Consider the following 17551-nt stretch of genomic DNA (forward strand, 5'->3'; position numbering starts at 1 on the left):
GGCGGGCCACCGCTGTTGCCGCCGATCGAAATGCCCAATCCACCCAAGGACCAGACCTTGCCGGGCCTTGAGCCGAGCACGACGAAAATCAAAACACCGGGAGGCTAGACCTGTTGTGAGAGCAGTTGCCCATCGGCCATACGCAAGCGTTTGGAAAGGGAGACGGCGAGGGCGCGGATGATCTTGGCGGCGATTTTCGGCGCGTCGTTGAGCATCTTTTCCAGGGAGTCCTTGCCCAGGTTGAGCAACTGGCAATTGCTCGCGGCCACGCAACTGGCTGAGCGTCGTTCACCGTCGAGCACAGCCATTTCGCCGAACGCCCGACCGCTGCGCAAGGTGGCCATGGTCACTCGTTGCCCGTCGCTGTTGGTCTTCTGCACCGCGACCTGGCCGGTGTGGATGATGCACATGAAACTGCCGGCATCGCCCTCATGGAAAATCTCTTCACCTTCGGCGATGGTGCTGATGCTGAAGTAACCCGAAGCCGCCACGAAGTCTGCCGGCAACAGTTGATCGAACAGGCCGCAGTCCATCAGCCAGTCGCGAATTTCGTTGTTCAGTAAGGTCGGTTCTGACATGTCGTCACGGTCTTTTTTTGTGTCTGGTTCCGATTTTTTAGATGTTCTCAATCCCTTGTGGGAGCGGGCTTGCTCGCGAAAGCGGAGTATCAGTCAACGTTGATGTTGAATGTGATGGCCCCTTCGCGAGCAAGCCCGCTCCCACATTGGTTTTGCGCTGCATCCGGTTCGGCGTACTGGTGTTAAGACCGGTACGCCGGGCCAAGTTCCTCAGGCGATGCCCAAAACCTTGAAAACAAATGCGTATTCGAGGGCTACGTCACGTAATCCCTGATAACGACCGCTCATGCCGCCATGCCCGGCACCCAATTCGGTCTTGAGCAGCAGGGGATTGGTGTCAGTTTTGGTCGCGCGCAATTTCGCCACCCACTTGGCCGCTTCCCAGTACTGCACGCGACTGTCGTTGTAACCGGCGATCACCAGCGTTGCCGGATAGGCTTGCGCGGTGACGTTTTCGTACGGGGCGTAGGCCTTGATCCGATCATAGACGTCCGGCTCTTGCGGGTTGCCCCACTCGTCGTATTCCGTGACGGTCAGCGGCAGCTCCGGGTCGAGCATGGTGTTGAGCACGTCGACGAACGGCACTTCGGCAATCGCTGCACCGAACAGCTCCGGCCGTTGATTGAGTACCGCGCCGATCAGCAAACCACCGGCGCTGCCACCGCTGATCGCCAGCTGCGATGGGGTGGTGAAACCGTTGGCGATCAGGTGTTCGGCGCAAGCGATGAAATCGCTGAAAGTGTTGTGCTTGTGTTCCTGTTTGCCGGCGCGGTACCAGGCTTCGCCCAGTTCACCGCCACCGCGTACGTGGGCGATGGCAAACGCCATGCCGCGATCCAGCAGGCTCAGGCGCGCGTGGGAGAACCACGGGTCGAGGCTTTCGCCGTAGGCGCCGTAGCCGTACAGATAAAGCGGCGTCGGCTTGCCGAGGAACTCGCGTTTGACCACAAGGCTGATAGGCACTTGCGTACCGTCCGGTGCCGTCGCCCAAAGCCGCTGGCTGACGTACGCATCGGCGTCGAACGGGCCGAGCACCGGGGTTTCCTTGAGGACTGTCTGCTCGCCGGTGGTCAGAATCAGTTGACGGATCTGCGCCGGACGGTTCAAGGCTTCGTAGCGCAGACGGATCCGGTCGCTGACAAATTCCAGACTGTTCTGCACATGCAGGCTGTAGGCCGCGTCCGGCAATTGCACGCGATAGGGCACTAAATCCCGTGGGCGGACTTCGATGATCGGCAGGCCACCTTCGCGCAGGCTCAGGGTCATGGCCTCGGCGTTCAGGCTCATGCCGTCGAGCATCACCGTGTCGCTGTGGGGAATCAGGATCTGCCAGTCGGCTTCGGTCGGCGCGACGCCAGTATCGGCGGCCTGGTACAGGGCGAAGTTGATGCCGTCGCGGTTGGTGCGGATCAGCCACGTCCACTCGCCATCGAGTTTGCCGTGGTCGACATCGTACTCATGATCTTCGACCCTCGGCGCCAGGCAGGTAAAGGCCTGATGCGGCAGCGAGGCGTCGAGCACCCAGACTTCGCTGGTGGTCTTGCTGCCCAGTGATAACAGCAGTTGCCGTTCGGAGCTCGAGCGATAGCAATGCAGGAAGAATCGGCCATCCGGCTCATGGAACACTTCTTCGGCCGCGGTGCCGTCCAGCCGATAGCGCAACAGTTTGTGCGGGCGATGGGTGTCGTCGAGTTCGCCGAAGAACAGCGTCAGGCTGTCATTGGCCCAGGTCATGCTGCCGTCGCAGTTCTGGAACTCCAGCTCGCTGACACGGCCGCTGGATAATTCCTTCACGAACAGCGTGTAAATCTCTTCGCCGCTGGAGTCGATGCTATAGGCCAGGCGCTGGTGGTCTGGGCTGATGCTGAATGCACCCAGGGAAAAGAAGCCACCCTTGGCCAGCACGTTCGGATCAAGCAGCAGTAGTTCCTGGCTTTCGTCGATCTGCAGGCTACCATCGGCCGGACGCGGGCAGCGGTAGTGACGGGCGTATTCGTCGCCAGCGGTGGTGCGGGTGTAATACAGGTAGGGGCCCCAGGGCGAGGGCAACGACAGGTCGGTTTCGAGAATCCGCCCCTTGATCTCTTCGAACAGGGTTTCACGCAGGCCGGTCTGATCGGCGGTTTGTGCCTCTTGATAGCGGTTTTCAGCTTTCAGGTAATCGAGCACCGCGTCGGTGTCGCGCTCCTGCAGCCAGGCATACGGGTCGCAACCGTCGGCCTTGTGGGCAATTGGAGCGCTGGTGACGTTGGCGGATAGGGGCATGAATGGCTCTCGAACAATGTACGGAATAGGGGTTGGCAACCTGTGGGAGCGGGCTTGCTCGCGAAGGCGGTGTGTCAGGCAGCATCAATGTCGAGTGATACTCCCTCTTCGCGAGCAAGCCCGCTCCCACATGGAATGCGCTTAACTCACTGGTATTGGGACAAGCCTGACGTGCGAAAAGTCGTTACTATAAGCGCCTCTTTGCCTGCCTTGCCATGGACACCATGACCGAGAACGACTATCTGATCGCTTGGGGCCTCTACGCCTTTGCCGCTTTAGGCTGCCTGTTGGTGTGGATGCGCATCACCCGCTGGATGTGGCGTTGGCTGCGTGAGCCGCTGCGGCTGCTGGTGGCGGTGTTGCTGTTCAGCCCGACCATCATCGACCCGGTGAAAGAAAAGGTCGCCCCGGCCATCGCCATTACGGCCCTCGACTTGCTGTTCAAGGTCGGCAACAACGCCTGGCGGGCGGTTTCTGATCTGTTCATGTACGGCATGATTGTCTTCGGCATTTACCTGGTGTTCGTGGCCATCCGTTTTCCCATCGAGCGCGCCTCCAACGCTCGCAAGGAACAGGCGGCTGCCGCCAAAGCAGCCGCAGCCGCGCGGGCCGACGAGCCTGACGACGATCAGCCTTTCGGCGGTGCCGGCGATGATCGTTACGGCCGGCCACCGGTGCCGAGCAATCCTCAGCGTTCGCGGGTCGAACCGCGCCTGTAACCGCGCCCCTGTACTGAATCGAGAGTCCGAGCATGTGTGAGTTATTGGGCATGAGCGCCAATGTCCCGACCGATATCGTGTTCAGCTTCACCGGGCTGATGCAGCGTGGCGGCCGCACCGGGCCGCACCGTGACGGCTGGGGCATCGCTTTTTATGAAGGCCGTGGCCTGCGGCTGTTCCAGGACCCGGCGGCGAGCAGCGAGTCGGAAGTGGCGAACCTGGTACAGCGCTATCCGATCAAAAGCGAAGTGGTGATCGGGCACATCCGCCAGGCCAATGTCGGCAAGGTCTGCCTGTCCAACACCCACCCGTTCGTGCGCGAGTTGTGGGGGCGCAACTGGTGTTTCGCCCACAACGGCCAATTGGCCGATTTCAACCCGACCGCCAGTTTTTACCGCCCCGTTGGCGACACCGACAGCGAAGCGGCGTTTTGTGATTTGCTCAATCGGGTACGCGCTGCGTTCCCCGAGCCGGTAGAGATCGAAGCACTGTTGCCGGACCTGGTGGCCGCCTGCGCCGAGTACCGCAGCAAAGGCGTGTTCAACTGCTTGCTCAGCGATGGCGACTGGCTGTTCTGCTACTGCTCGAGCAAATTGGCGCAGATCACCCGCCGAGCACCGTTCGGCCCGGCGCGGTTGAAGGACGTCGATGTGATCGTCGACTTCCAGGCCGAGACCACGCCCAACGACGTGGTCACGGTGATCGCCACCGAACCCTTGACCGAAAACGAAACCTGGACCCGCTACGAACCGGGCCAATGGAGCCTCTGGCGACGCGGTGAATGCGTCAGCCAAGGCAAGACCGAATAAGGATCTCTCCCCCATGTTGCTCAGTTATCTTCGGCTGGTGTTGTTCGCGGCAGGCCTGTTGATCGGTGTCCAGGTGCCTGGGTTCATCAGTGATTATGCCAAGCGGGTCGAGGCGCATCTAATCGAGGCGCAGACCGGTCTGAGCGGTTTCCAGGGCACCGCCAATCAGTTTTTCAAGGGTGATATGCAAGCGCTGGTGGCCCATTACCGTGCAAGCGAAGACCCGATCTTTCGCAGCGATGCCGACAGCCTGAGCACCTTGCTCACCCGTCAACTGGCCCTGGACAAGCAATTCCAGGCCATGCAGGGGCCGTGGTACATACGCGTCCTGCAAGTTGCACTGGCCGCCGACCCGGATATTCGCAAGGAAACCTGGAACGGCTACAGCTACCAGATCCTGCTGACGCCGGAAGCGATGATTTGGGGCATGAGCGGCGCGTTGCTGCTGTCGTTCGGCATCGAATGCCTGTTCCGGCTGATCGACTGGGTGGTGCTGGGCGGCAAGCGTTTGCGCCAGAGCCGGCCGATTGAAGACCGGGATGTGCGGGGGCTGTAACGCTGGAGCCAACTTGTCAGGCGACATGTATGCCGGCAGATCGCTCGCTGGCGAGCCGCAAATGCCAGCAGTCAAGGCTTTTCGTAGGAGCCAGGCTTGCCGGCGAAGGCGCTCTTAAGGACGCCTTCGCCGGCAAGCCTGGCTCCTACATGTCCGATTGATCCTTAACTGTGGCAAGCCGGCTCCTGTTTTTACCAATCCACCGAGTAGCTCATGCTCAGCGTGCGGCCTTCGGCGTTGGCATACGGCGCTCTGGCGTTGGCTTGGGTGAACAGGTTCTGGTACGTGCGGTTGGTCAGGTTGTACACGCCGCCTTCAAGACGACCGACCGGCAGTTGGACGGAGCCGAGCAGGTCCACCAGCGTATAACCTTCGATCTCGCGCCCGTTGTTGTCCTTGGCGGCGGCGTCGTAACTGGACAAATGCATGCCTTGCAGGCGCAGGGTGTAGTCGTCTTCGGTGTAGCCGACGAACAGTGTGGTCTTGGCCGGTGAGATGCGCGTAGCCGGCAGATCGATCCATTTGCCGTTCTGCTCGGTCTCGCCTTTGGCCCAGGCATAAGTGCCACCCACCGACCAGTGATCGGTCGCGCGGTAGGTCAGGCTGTTTTCGATGCCGCGAACTCGCTCTTTCTGGTTGATCAGGCGCAATACGCGATCATTGGCATCGTAGAACTGGGTCACGTCCGAGGTGTTTTCGTACACGGTGACATCGGCCTGCCACTGATCCCAGTTACCGCGCCAGCCCAGTTCGTAACTGTCGACCTTGATGGCTTGGGCGTTGAGGGTCTGAATGTCGAAGGTGCTGCTGACATCACGCATGAAGCGCTGGATATCCGGTAGCGAAAACCCCTGGCTGTAATTGGCGAAGACGTCCTGGTTTTCACTCAGGTGGTAGACCGCCCCCAGGTTGTACAGGGTGGCATCGTATTTGAGGGTGTCGCCAGGCAGCGTTGCGCGTATGCCGGTCTGGACGATCTGACCATAAGCGATGCTGTCGGAGACGTCGCTTTCGATCCATTCACGGCGCACACCGCCACGCAACGTCCAGTCACCGATGTCCCAGGACATCTGCCCGAACAGCGACTTGGTGGTGGTTTCGATGTCCGGGCCCAGCTCGTAGGTGGTGCCGGTCTTGGAGTAGGTCAGGCCATTGAGCCTGTATTGATCACCTCGTTGGCGGGAGCGCTCATTATCATAGTCGGCGCCCCAGACCAGATTACCCGTGGCACTCCCGATCGCCGGCAGCGGCGTGTCGATGGCCGCGCGCAGGCCGTAGACATCTTGCACACTGTTGTTGTCGGAGATCCCGGCCCTGCCTCGCGACAGGTCTGGAAAGAACAGTGCATCGGCGCGGCGCCAGTAGCTTTCCAGTTGCAGGCCCTGACCGTAGAAGTCCTTGTCGGTGTAGTTGAGGTTGACCGCCTGGTTATGGGTATAGGGCTGGTCGTCGAGTTTCAGTCCTTTGACTGCCACGGCTTCCTGCCGGTTTGTCGGGTCTTTTGTGTAGCCAGTGTCCTGCTGGTCCTTGTAGTCCTGCAGCGACAGGCTGAGTTTTTTGTCGGCATCCAGTTCGTAACCGAAACGACCTTGCAGGTCATAGGTTTCGGTATCCATGTTGCTGCCCTGGGAAGTGTCCTGAGGGATGCGGTTGCCGTTGCCATCGTACTGATCGTTACGCTGAGTCAGGTCGGCGGAGACGTACCAGTCAAGAGCATCCTTGCGCCCCGTCGCACTCTGAAAGGCTTCGTAGGCGAAGCCTTTGCGGTTGAGGTTGTTGCCGCTGGTCAGGCCCAGTTTGCTGCTGTAGGCAATGTCCTGGCCCTGATTACGCTTGGTGATGATGTTGATGATGCCGCCTGAAGCGCCGGCACCGTAGATGCTGCTGGCGCCGGAGATCACTTCGATGCGTTCGATGCTGGCCGGGGCGATGCTGTTGAGCTGGCGGTAGTTGTCGCGCGTGGCGTTCTGCGATACGCCGTCGATCAACACCAGCATGTTGCGCCCGCGCAGGGTCTGACCGAAGTTGCTCATCCCGCCGCTGGACGGCGCAAGACCGGGGACCAATTGTCCGAGAATGTCGGAGACCCGGCGACCCGCGCCGCTCTGCTCACGGACCTGCTGTTCGTCGATAACCTGGACCGAGCCCGGAATCGACGCAATGCTCGCTTCACTGCGAGTAGCGGAGACGACGGTGGGTTGCATGTTCAAGGTGCCGGGTTGCTGTTCAGCATCCTCGGCCCAGGCCTGGGCGCTGAAGGTACCGAGCAGCGGGATCAGCAGAGAGAGTTTGGTTCGGATCATGACGTGGTCTTTTTTAGTTGTGATAAGTGTGGGGCGATAAGGTCGAGCGGTCGGGCGCGGAGTTTAACGAGCGCACCCAGCGGATCCCGATGGCGGCTATGGCGTAGGTCAGCGCCACCAGCCAGAAACTGTGAGCCAGGCCAACCAGGCCCATGCCGATCCCGCCAAGGACGACACCGAGCAGAGCGCCAGCCTTTGCCGCGCTATTGCCGAGGCCGAGCGCGAAGCCCTGCTGGGTGATGGAAATGGAGTTGGCGATCAGGGCATAGGCGACGGGCAGCAGGGCGCCTTGCCAGATGCCCCAGACGAGTCGACTGACGAGAAACCCCAGCCATTCGTTGGCCAATGCCGTGGCCGCCAGCGTCAGCGCACACAGCCAGGCCACGCCTTCGATGACGCGCAACGTGTAGGCCGGCCGCCAGCGGTCGAACAGGCGTCCCCACAGTGGTGCTGAAATGGCCAGGGTCGCGGCGCTCGCCGCGTAGGTGGCGCCGATCAGCCAGCTTGGGGCATGCAGAATGTTCGCGACATACAGCGCGTAAAACGACTGCGGCATCATCTTCGCGGCCTGAATCAACACGATCACCAACAGGATTCCACCGAGCCAGCCTTTGGGCAGGGCGACCGCTTCAACGGCTTTTTTCTTCGAAGTCCTGGCCTTGTCGGCCGGCAGGAAAAAACTCCCCAGTGCGCACAGCAGGCAAATCGCCGTCGCGCCATAACAGAGCAGGGCAAACCCCGAGACGTCCATCAGCCAGCCACCCAGCACAGGGCCGATCAATGAGCCGACGGCGGTGGCCGATTGCAGGCGCGCCAAGGTGTGACCACGGCTGGAACTGTTGCAGCAGGCCAGGGCATAGGCTTGCGCGGCCGCGAGAAAACCGGCCAATGCGCCTTGCATCACGCGAATACCCACCAGCAGCCACGGATCGAGAGTGATGGCCGCCAACCCTTGGCACAGCGCGAGGGCCAGCAACGCCCGGACAATCATCGGTTTGTGTCCGGTGCGATCCCCCAACCGGCCCCACATGGGCGTCAGGAGCATGGCCGCCAGCATCGGACCGGCATAGACCATCGCCGATAACAGCGCGGTGTAGCCGGCGCCCTCCGGCCCGAGCAGATGCTGGATCTGCAAGGGCCAGAACGGGCCGCTCATTTCCATCGCGCCCATGGAGACAAACTGGATGACGATCAGCAGTCGCAAGGCGCGACCGTCAGCGAGCATGGGTGTTGGGTCGTAGCGGGTTACTCAGGCGTCCGACGATGTCGGCATGACTGTCGAGCAAGCGCATGCGCATGAACGATTTGGCGGGCCAATCCTGTTCCAGCAAGGCCCGGCGCTCGCTTTCCCAACGTGCCGGCTCAACGCGCTCGCGCAAGGTCTCGAAGCACTGTGCAACGTGCGATGCCAACCGCTCCCAAAGGCTACTTTCCGGCACATTCCAGTGACGGGCACTAAGCAACGTCAGCTCACCGAGGTGGCACATGAAGGTGGTGTGCAGGAGTTTGTCACGGACAAAGCCTGCGTCGTCATACAGGGTCATTTTCGGATCGTGCAACTGGATATCCAGGCCCTTGGCGTGCAGGGTTTTGCGATCGATACGAACGTCGCCGAAATCACGCAATAGCAGCCGATTCAACTGCCCGTCAGCGCCCATCACCATGAAACTGTTTTGCTGATGCGCTTCGAACGCCACGCCGTACATCAGGTAAATGCCCAGCAGGCTCGGTACGGCAATCGACAGGTAATCCTCGAAGAACGCCAACATGGCCTCGCTGTCGTCACTGCCCTGAGCCAGCCTTACCCAATCACGCAGCAACGGTTGTTCGAATTCGTTGACGGCGAACAGACTGCCGACCGGCACCGCCAACTCGCCTTCTTGCAGGAGGGTAAGCGGGTTGTCGCGATACAGCACGCCAGCATGCCGGGAGCGCTCGTCATCGGACGGTAGTGGTGCGTAGTGCACGCCGATGCGCTCTGGAACGATGTTCAGCAGACGCTGAATCTGCGGCTCCCGATCGAGAATATCCAATACCAGTTGGCTGATGCGCGGCCCCATCCGGGCGGAGCGCGGCGACACGGTGCGTTGCACGCTGGTCAGTCGCAGAGCCACCGGCAGTTTGACCATCGGTGCCGTGCGACTGGCCTGCGGCAGGACCGTGCGGAAGGACATGGTCGGGTGGCCGGTAAAAGCAACAATGTCAGTGACGATCAGCAGGTTGTCGGCGATCTCGTTGGCGAACGAATGTGGCAGTTCTTCATGGGCTTGCCATGGGTGCGACGGGAGCGGGAGGTAGTCCTTTGCGTCCAGGCCCAGTTGCTGCAAGTGGCGTTGCAATTGTTCGGCGGCCTGTGGGAAGTGACCTTGCCACCAGTCCCAGTAATCGGTGGTGCCGGCCAGCGCTTCGACGTGTGCGTACTGGCGGTGCAGGGCGCACAGGACAATCGGAAAACTCGCTTCGAATTCTGGCGAGAAAGCGATGACCTGAGCGGCGCTCAAGCCCAGTTTGGTCTTGTAGTTCGGGTGCCACGGATGGCCGAGAGTGCCCCACTGTTCGAGCAATGACGTAGGGTTCTGGTGGCTGGAGCCGGCTTTGAGCCACGCGAGCAGATTGTCGTCGTACCCGGTATCGATCTGCTCTCTCAGGCGCTCGGTCCATCCATGATGAAACGCCAGGCAAAGGGTGTCGTTGCTGAAGCTGTCATCCAGCTCCCGGGCCAGACGCTCCAGTACCTGTGGGGAAGCTGGCGGGTTGAGCTGAGTGCTGAGATGAGCGAGCAGTTCGCTGGGCAACTGGATTTTGTGGGGCAGTCTGTCGGGGGTGTGCAGGACGATGCTACCGCGTACGTCCCAGCTGTTCATTCTGCCGCCGGACAAGTGCTCGAAGCAAAGATGCGCGCCATCGCCAAGTGGCAGCCAGCAACGGCTAGAGTCGTCGTATTCGCAGGTGGCGGGGTTGATCAGATCTTCACGAAACAGCGCCTGGATCAGGCGTTGGAAACAGCGTTGAGCGGCGGGCTCCAGCGCATTGCTCAAATGATCGAGAGTGATGCGATGGGACTGGAAGGCCTGAGTGCCAAGCGCTTCGCTCCAGTGAGCGAGCAATTGTTGCTGTTTTTGCGTGTAGCCGCGCATCAGGTCCGACTCCTTCTGGACAATTGATTAGCTGAAAGCGCGCAGAGAATACCGTCTTGAAAAAATAATGCAAATGATAGTGGTTCATATTTAGAGTTTGGGAAATGTCCTTCAGATTCGGGCCTATGGTTTGCTCAAGATGATGTACTGCTCGCCCACTTTATGCGCATAGCGCTCCACGACTTGCTGACACAACGCCACGATTTCTTCGACCCATTCCACGCCCACCCGCCACGACACCACCACCTGCAAATTTGGCGGTCGTTGATCGATGGCCAGCAAGGTCAATTCCCCCCGCGCCAGTTCCTCGGCGACCAACACCGGTGGTAACGCGCCGATGCCAAATCCATCGCGCAGTAAACGGGTAATTGCCGAGACCGAGTTCACGCAGTTGAGCCGCGGCGCCATGACGCCATTGGCCTGCATCAGGGCAAGAATCTCTTGGTGTGGCTGGGAATTTTTCGAATAGGTAATGATCCGCTCCCGCGCCAGATCGGCGACACCCGAATATTCGCGGTTGTAGATGGAATTGCTGGCGACGATCCAGCCCATCGGATGACTGGCCAGCTCCAGGCTGCGCACACTCTCCTGGCGCAACAGGTCGGTTTGCAGGATCAGGTCGAGAAAGCCTTTTTGCAGCTGATCGCAGAGGTTGAGCGCGGTATCGGCCACCAACTCGATTTCCACCAGCGGGTAGTGATCCATCATTTGCGCCACCAACGGGCTGAGCCAGGTGTGGATCACGGTGTCCATGACACCGATCCGGACCCGCCCGACCTTGCTCGAACGCGTCTCGATCGAGTGCTTGAGCGCCTGCATCGTGTCCATCATCTGCTCGGCATATTCGAGCACTTTCAAGCCTTCGGGCGTCAGGCTCACGCCGCGAGAATCGCGCAGGAACAGCTTCACCCCGAGCTCGCCTTCGAGCACGGCGATACGGCTGGAAATCGACGCCTGGGTGGTGAAGAGCTTGTCTGCCGTCAGGCGAAAACTCTTGAGTCGGGCGACCCAGACAAAGGTCTCGAGAAACTTCAGATTCATGGGATCAACTTTTTCTTATGCCTTGGCCGGGTTTTTATTAGTTGGACGCAGCAGGGCCAAGCGTCCAAAAATCGACGCATCCGGTTCCCACGATAGGCGTCGTCGGGGCTCAGAACAATACCAATAAAATTTGCACGGAGACTTGCCATGAGTGCGCCCGACACCCTCGTTCCCAAAGCCACGGCTCGCCCGGGACCCTTCGATTGGTACCACAACATCAACAAGCAGGAACGTCGTACGTTCTGGAGCTGCAAGATCGGCTATGGCCTGGACGGCATGGACACCCAAATGCTCAGCTTCGTGGTGCCGACCCTGATTGCCATGTGGGGCATTACCACTGGCGAAGCCGGGCTGATTCACACCAGCACCCTGATCGCCTCGGCCATTGGTGGTTGGGTGGCGGGGATTCTCTCTGACCGCATCGGTCGGGTACGCACCCTGCAACTGACGGTGCTCTGGTTCGCCTTCTTCACCTTCCTCTGCGGCTTTGCCCAGAACTACGAACAACTGTTGATCAGCCGCACATTGATGGGCTTCGGTTTCGGCGGTGAATGGACCGCCGGCGCGGTGCTGATTGGCGAAGTGATTCGCGCCAAGGACCGTGGCAAAGCGGTCGGTATGGTGCAATCGGGCTGGGCGCTGGGTTGGGGGCTGACGGCGATTCTGTATGCGCTGCTGTTCTCGGTGCTCCCACCGGAAGACGCCTGGCGCGCTCTGTTCCTCCTTGGCATCGTGCCGGCGATCTTCGTGATTTTCGTCCGTCGCTTGGTCAAGGATCCGGAAATCTATCGCGAAGCCAAAGCTAAACAAGAGCCAAGCAACCCGGCCAAGTTCTACGAGATCTTCGCCCCAGGCATCCTGTTCACTACGATTCGCGCTTCGATCCTGACCACCGGCGCCCTCGGCGGTTACTACGCGATCACTTCCTGGCTGCCGACGTTTCTGAAAAACGAACGGGGCTTGAGCGTACTCGGTACCGGTGGCTATCTGGCGATGGTGATCGTCGGGTCCTACGTCGGGTATGTGATCAGCGCGTATTTGACTGACATCCTCGGTCGTAAAAAGAACTTCATTCTGTTCGCGGTCGGCTCGTTCACCATTGTTCTGCTGTACACCCAATTACCGGTCAGCAACGGTGTGATGCTCTGGCTGGGTTTCCCCTTGGGCTTCTTTGCTTCGGGGATCTTCAGCGGCATGGGCGCGTTTTTGACCGAACTGTTTCCGACGCGCATACGCGGCTCGGGCCAGGGATTTTGCTACAACATTGGTCGGGCGCTGGCGGCATTGTTCCCGCTGTTGATCGGCTTGCTCAGCCAGAAGGTGCCGCTGAGTGTGGGAATCGGGGCTTTCGCTGCGGTGTCCTACGGGGTAGTGATCCTGGCGGCCCTGAGTCTGCCGGAAACCCGTGGCAAGCAACTCGACGCTCAATAACCGAATATCCGGTAACTGATAATCTGAGGGGCATATGTCCTTCAGCTAAGAAGATAAAAGCCTACAGGAGTGTTCACCGTGAACCGCCTGCTATTGAACTGCGACATCGGCGAAAGTTTTGGCCACTGGACCATGGGTCTGGACGCCGAGGTTATGCCCTTCATCGACTGCGCCAACATCGCCTGCGGTTTCCACGCCGGCGACCCGAGCATCATGCGCAAGACCGTCAGCCTGGCCCTGAGCCACGGGGTGCAGATTGGCGCTCATCCGGCCTATCAGGATCTGGTGGGGTTCGGTCGCCGATCCATGGCTTACACCGCCCAGGAACTGCAGGACCTGTTGCATTACCAGATCGGCGCCCTCGACGGCATCTGCCGGGCACAGGGCGGGCGGGTGAGTTACGTCAAACCCCACGGCGCGATGTACAACGACATGATGGCCAACCCGGCGCAACTGCGCGCGGTGATTCAGGCCGTGGCGGCCTACGACCGGACGCTGCCATTGATGTTGATGGCGACCCGCGACAACAGTGCCGCGCAGCAACTCGGCGATGAATACGGCGTGACACTGTGGTTCGAAGCCTTCGCCGATCGCGCTTACGACAGCGCCGGCAGACTGGTCTCGCGGCAACTGCCGGGCGCCGTGCATCACGATCCCGAGAAGATCATTGAACAGGCGCTGATCATTGCCCGCGGTGGCATGCTCACGGCCAGCGATGGCAGCGCCTTGCACTTGCAGGCCAATACCTTGTGCGTGCACGGCGACAACGCCAGTTCGGTGGCCGCCGTGCAGCGCATTCGCGAAGCCTTGAATCAGCAGAGTGCATCATGAAGCCACGGGTAGAAGTGGTGGCGCTGGATTGCCTGATGGTGCGTCTGTTCGATGAAATCAGCGAAGCCAATATGCCGTGGATGCTCGCCGCCAGCGAGCGTCTGCGAGAAGCCTTCGCCCGCCATTTGATCGATCTGGTGCCGTCCTACACAACGTTGATGGTGCATTACGATCTGACGGCGCTGAATCCGGCCCAGGCGCGAGAGTTGATCGCTGAAGCCTTGATTGATCTGTCGCCCAACGCTCGGGCCAGGGGTAAATGCCATGTGTTGCCGGTCTGGTACGACCTGAGTGTTGGTCCGGAACTGACTTTACTGTCTCAGCGCAGCGGATTAGCGGTGGAAGAGGTCATCCGTCGTCACAGCGAGCGCGAGTATCAAGTGTTCGCATTGGGCTTCGCGCCGGGGTTTGCCTTTATGGGATTGGTGGAGGAAGTGTTGGCTGCACCGCGTATGAATACCCCGCGCAAAAAAGTGGCTGCCGGCAGTGTTGGTATCGCCGAACGCCAGACGGCGGCTTATCCGGTGGTGTCCCCCGGCGGCTGGAACCTTATCGGCCGTACCCCGGCCAAATTGTTCGACCGCGAGCGCGAGGGTTACAGCCTGATGCAACCGGGCGACACCGTGCGCTTCGAAGCGGTCAGCCATGCCGAGTTCATCAACCTTGGCGGTGATGACACGCCGTTGGAGGCCCTGGCATGAGCCGACTGACGATTGAAGCAAGTACACCGCTGTGCCTGTTGCAGGACGCCGGGCGATTTGGCGTGCGGCATCTGGGCGTGACCCAGGGCGGGGCAGCGGATTGGCGATCGATGTCGTGGGCCAATTGGCTGCTGGGCAATGGGCTGGATGCGTCGGTGATCGAAATCACCCTCGGCGGGTTTACGGTCGTTGCTCAGGAAGATTGCGTGCTGGCATTGGCCGGGGCGGATCTGGGGGCGCAAATCGATGGCGAGGCATTGGCGCCGTGGCGCAGTTTCCGGCTGAACAAAGGTCAGCAATTGCAATTCACCCAGCCACTGCTTGGCGCTCGGGCTTATTTGGCGGCCCCGGGCGGATTTGATGCGCCAAAGGTGTTGGGCAGTAGCGCAACGGTGGTCCGTGAGGAGCTCGGTGGGCTGGATGGCATGGGGCGGGCGTTGGCCAAAGAGGCGCAGTTGAGCTACTCGGGGAGCTCGCTGCTACTGCTGCGAGAGTTGGCAACCGAACAGGTGCCGGATTTCAAACTCGATGCGCCGCTGGACCTGGTGCTCGGTGCACAGATCGGCGAGTTCAGTGGACAGAGTTTGTTCGACGCATTCAACAGCATCTGGACCCTCGACAGCCGCGCCGATCGCATGGGTATTCGCCTGTTGGGAACGGCGTTGCAGTATCAGGGCAAGCCGATGATTTCCGAAGGCATCCCGCTGGGCGCGGTCCAGGTGCCGCCGGACGGGCAGCCGATTGTGCTGCTCAATGATCGGCAGACCATTGGTGGTTATCCGCGACTGGGGGCGTTGACGCCGTTGGCCTTGGCGCGATTGGCGCAGTGTTTGCCGGGGTCGAAGGTGCGGTTGAGGCCGGTGGTGCAGGATGTGGCTCATCGGGAACACGTCGAGTATTTGCGGCGGTTTTCAAATTGCTAAAAGCTTCGCGAGCAAGCCCGCTCCCACATTGAATCCCTGTCGTACACAGATCAAATGTGGGAGCGGGCTTGCTCGCGAAGACGGCATCACAGGCAACAAAAAACTTTATTTGGAAAGAAACCGCATCCCTTCCTCCAACCCCCGCAATGTCAGCGGATACATCTGGTCATCAATCAAATCCCGCACGATGTTGGTCGATGAGGTATAGCCCCAGGTGTCTTTCGGATATGGGTTGATCCAGATGAGCTTCTTGTACTTTTCCTTGAAGCGCTGCATCCACACGTACCCGGCTTCTTCATTCCAGTGCTCGACGCTGCCGCCGGCCTGAGTGATTTCATAGGGCGCCATGGCGGCATCGCCGATGAAGATCACTTTGTAGTCGGCGCCGTACTTGTGCAGCAGATCCTGGGTGGCGGTGCGCTCAGAGGTGCGACGCATGTTGTTCTTCCACACCGATTCATAAATGAAGTTGTGGAAGTAGAAGTACTCCAGGTGCTTGAACTCGGTCTTGCAGGCCGAGAACAGTTCTTCGCAGATCTTCACGTGGGCATCCATCGAACCGCCGATGTCGAACAGCAGCAGCAACTTGACGGTGTTGCGGCGTTCCGGACGCATCTGGATGTTCAGCAACCCGGCATCGCGTGCGGTGTGGTCGATGGTGCCATCGATGTCCAGTTCTTCCGCCGCACCCTGACGGGCGAATTTACGCAGGCGCCGCAGGGCGACCTTGATATTGCGCGTGCCCAGTTCGACCGAATCGTCGAGGTTCTTGTACTCGCGCTGATCCCAGACCTTGACCGCTTTGCCTTGACGCTTGCCGGCATCGCCGACCCGAATGCCTTCCGGGTTGAAGCCACCGGAGCCAAACGGGCTGGTGCCGCCGGTGCCGATCCACTTGTTGCCGCCGGCATGGCGCTCTTTCTGTTCTTCCAGGCGCTTCTTGAATTCTTCGATCAGCTTGTCCAGGCCACCCAGGGACTGGATCGCGGCCCGCTCTTCATCGGTCAGGGAACGTTCGAATTCCTTGCGCAGCCAGTCTTCGGGGATCAAGGCCTGAAGATGATCGTCGAGCTTTTCCAGCCCTTTGAAATAGGCACCGAAGGCCCGGTCGAACTTGTCGAAATGCTTTTCGTCCTTCACCAGGATCGCCCGGGACAGGTAATAGAACTCGTCCATGTCGGCGAAGGTCACGCGCTGTTTCAGCGCGTTGATCAGGTCCAGCAGCTCACGTACCGAGACCGGCACCTTGGCCGCACGCATTTCATTGAACAGGTTGAGCAACATGGCGTTGACCCTTATCGAGTGCCGCGACGGCTCATGAACGCCAGGCGCTCAAGCAATTGCACGTCTTGTTCATTCTTCACCAAGGCGCCTGCCAGTGGTGGAATGGCCTTGGTCGGATCGCGCTCGCGCAGTACCGCTTCACCGATGTTGTCGGCCATCAGCAGTTTCAACCAGTCCACCAGTTCCGAGGTCGATGGCTTCTTCTTCAGTCCCGGCACCTTGCGTACGTCAAAGAATACGTCCAGCGCTTCGCTGACCAGGTCTTTCTTGATATTCGGGTAATGCACGTCGACGATCCGCTGCATCGTGATGCGATCCGGGAAGGCGATGTAGTGGAAGAAGCAGCGGCGCAGGAAGGCGTCCGGCAGCTCTTTCTCGTTGTTGGAGGTAATGATGATGATCGGGCGCTTCTTGGCCTTGATGGTCTCGTCGATCTCGTAAACGTAGAACTCCATCTTGTCGAGTTCTTGCAGCAAGTCGTTGGGGAACTCGATGTCGGCCTTGTCGATTTCGTCGATCAGCAGGATCACCCGCTCTTCGGACTCGAAAGCTTCCCAGAGCTTGCCCTTCTTCAGGTAGTTGCGGACGTCGTGAACCTTTTCCGTGCCCAGCTGCGAATCTCGCAGGCGGCTGACCGCGTCGTACTCGTACAGGCCTTGATGCGCCTTGGTGGTGGACTTGATGTGCCAGGTAATCAACTTGGCGCCGAAGGACTCGGCCAGTTGCTCGGCGAGCATGGTCTTGCCGGTGCCTGGCTCGCCCTTGACCAGCAGTGGCCGCTCCAGAGTGATGGCGGCGTTGACCGCCAGCTTCAGGTCATCGGTGGCGACGTAGGCCTGGGTGCCTTCGAACTTCATCTGCTAATCCTCGAACGGTAACGCCGACCTGAACGAGGCAGGGCGGGGCGCAATAATTGTAGTACCCGACTATAACGCGGTGCCCGGTCGACTGTGAACGCAGACGGCTTATTCAG

The 17551-nt window shown here is 60.1% G+C and carries 15 protein-coding genes; 7 read left to right on the forward strand and 8 right to left on the reverse strand.

The features are described from left to right. Positions 1-104 precede the first annotated feature (104 nt). Both PMI36_RS27360 and PMI36_RS27355 read right to left on the reverse strand, forming a co-directional pair. Complete coding sequence (locus PMI36_RS27360; RefSeq protein ID WP_008067546.1) at positions 105-578, reverse strand: cyclic nucleotide-binding domain-containing protein; 474 nt, start codon at positions 576-578, stop codon at positions 105-107. A 210-nt stretch (positions 579-788) separates the two neighbouring features. After that, on the reverse strand, positions 789-2843 hold the full coding sequence (locus tag PMI36_RS27355; RefSeq protein WP_008067547.1) for a S9 family peptidase: 2055 nt from the start codon (positions 2841-2843) through the stop codon (positions 789-791). Positions 2844-3058: 215 nt separating this feature from the next. Here PMI36_RS27355 and PMI36_RS27350 point away from each other — a divergent pair, with 215 nt between their 5' ends. The 3 genes from PMI36_RS27350 to PMI36_RS27340 are packed head-to-tail and all read left to right on the forward strand — an operon-like array spanning position 3059 to position 4927. Then, entirely contained in the window at positions 3059-3562 is a 504-nt protein-coding gene (locus tag PMI36_RS27350; RefSeq protein ID WP_008067549.1) for a hypothetical protein, read from the forward strand. Positions 3563-3594: 32 nt separating this feature from the next. Then, a complete protein-coding gene (locus tag PMI36_RS27345) occupies positions 3595-4371 on the forward strand; it encodes a class II glutamine amidotransferase (protein WP_007898710.1) in 777 nt (258 codons plus the stop codon). Positions 4372-4384: 13 nt separating this feature from the next. Then, complete coding sequence (locus PMI36_RS27340; protein WP_008067554.1) at positions 4385-4927, forward strand: DUF2937 family protein; 543 nt, start codon at positions 4385-4387, stop codon at positions 4925-4927. A 191-nt stretch (positions 4928-5118) separates the two neighbouring features. Here PMI36_RS27340 and PMI36_RS27335 read toward each other — a convergent pair whose 3' ends face one another. The 4 genes from PMI36_RS27335 to PMI36_RS27320 all read right to left on the reverse strand — a co-directional run bounded on the left by PMI36_RS27335 (position 5119) and on the right by PMI36_RS27320 (position 11408). Beyond that, on the reverse strand, positions 5119-7230 hold the full coding sequence (locus PMI36_RS27335; RefSeq protein WP_008067556.1) for a TonB-dependent receptor: 2112 nt from the start codon (positions 7228-7230) through the stop codon (positions 5119-5121). A gap of 13 nt (positions 7231-7243) precedes the next feature. Then, the gene (locus PMI36_RS27330; RefSeq protein ID WP_008067558.1) at positions 7244-8455 is read right to left on the reverse strand and encodes an MFS transporter; all 1212 of its coding nucleotides are present in this window, start codon (positions 8453-8455) and stop codon (positions 7244-7246) included. Then, a complete protein-coding gene (locus tag PMI36_RS27325) occupies positions 8445-10367 on the reverse strand; it encodes an IucA/IucC family protein (RefSeq protein WP_008067559.1) in 1923 nt (640 codons plus the stop codon). The genes PMI36_RS27330 and PMI36_RS27325 overlap by 11 nt, the downstream gene beginning before the upstream one ends. A gap of 123 nt (positions 10368-10490) precedes the next feature. Then, entirely contained in the window at positions 10491-11408 is a 918-nt protein-coding gene (locus tag PMI36_RS27320) for a LysR family transcriptional regulator (RefSeq protein WP_008067561.1), read from the reverse strand. Between the two features lie 147 nt (positions 11409-11555). Between PMI36_RS27320 and PMI36_RS27315 the strand changes: the two genes are divergently transcribed. The 4 genes from PMI36_RS27315 (at position 11556) to PMI36_RS27300 (ending at position 15294) form a co-directional block, all read left to right on the forward strand. Beyond that, a complete protein-coding gene (locus PMI36_RS27315; RefSeq protein WP_008067563.1) occupies positions 11556-12839 on the forward strand; it encodes an MFS transporter in 1284 nt (427 codons plus the stop codon). Positions 12840-12917: 78 nt separating this feature from the next. Next, a complete protein-coding gene (locus tag PMI36_RS27310) occupies positions 12918-13670 on the forward strand; it encodes a 5-oxoprolinase subunit PxpA (RefSeq protein ID WP_008067565.1) in 753 nt (250 codons plus the stop codon). After that, positions 13667-14371: a 5-oxoprolinase subunit PxpB gene (gene pxpB / locus PMI36_RS27305; RefSeq protein ID WP_008067568.1), complete on the forward strand. Its 705-nt coding sequence runs from the start codon at positions 13667-13669 to the stop codon at positions 14369-14371. The genes PMI36_RS27310 and pxpB overlap by 4 nt, the downstream gene beginning before the upstream one ends. Further along, a complete protein-coding gene (locus PMI36_RS27300) occupies positions 14368-15294 on the forward strand; it encodes a biotin-dependent carboxyltransferase family protein (protein ID WP_008067569.1) in 927 nt (308 codons plus the stop codon). The genes pxpB and PMI36_RS27300 overlap by 4 nt, the downstream gene beginning before the upstream one ends. A gap of 105 nt (positions 15295-15399) precedes the next feature. Here the strand turns inward: PMI36_RS27300 and PMI36_RS27295 are convergent, their stop codons facing one another. After that, positions 15400-16578 (reverse strand): vWA domain-containing protein, encoded by a 1179-nt coding sequence (locus PMI36_RS27295; protein WP_008067571.1) that lies wholly within the window; start codon positions 16576-16578, stop codon positions 15400-15402. An 11-nt stretch (positions 16579-16589) separates the two neighbouring features. Beyond that, positions 16590-17435 carry an AAA family ATPase gene (locus PMI36_RS27290; protein ID WP_008067574.1) on the reverse strand — a complete coding sequence of 282 codons (846 nt, stop codon included), beginning with the start codon at positions 17433-17435 and terminating at the stop codon, positions 16590-16592. Positions 17436-17551: the final 116 nt, after the last annotated feature.

It is taken from the genome of Pseudomonas sp. GM79, assembly GCF_000282495.1.
Classification (GTDB): domain Bacteria; phylum Pseudomonadota; class Gammaproteobacteria; order Pseudomonadales; family Pseudomonadaceae; genus Aquipseudomonas.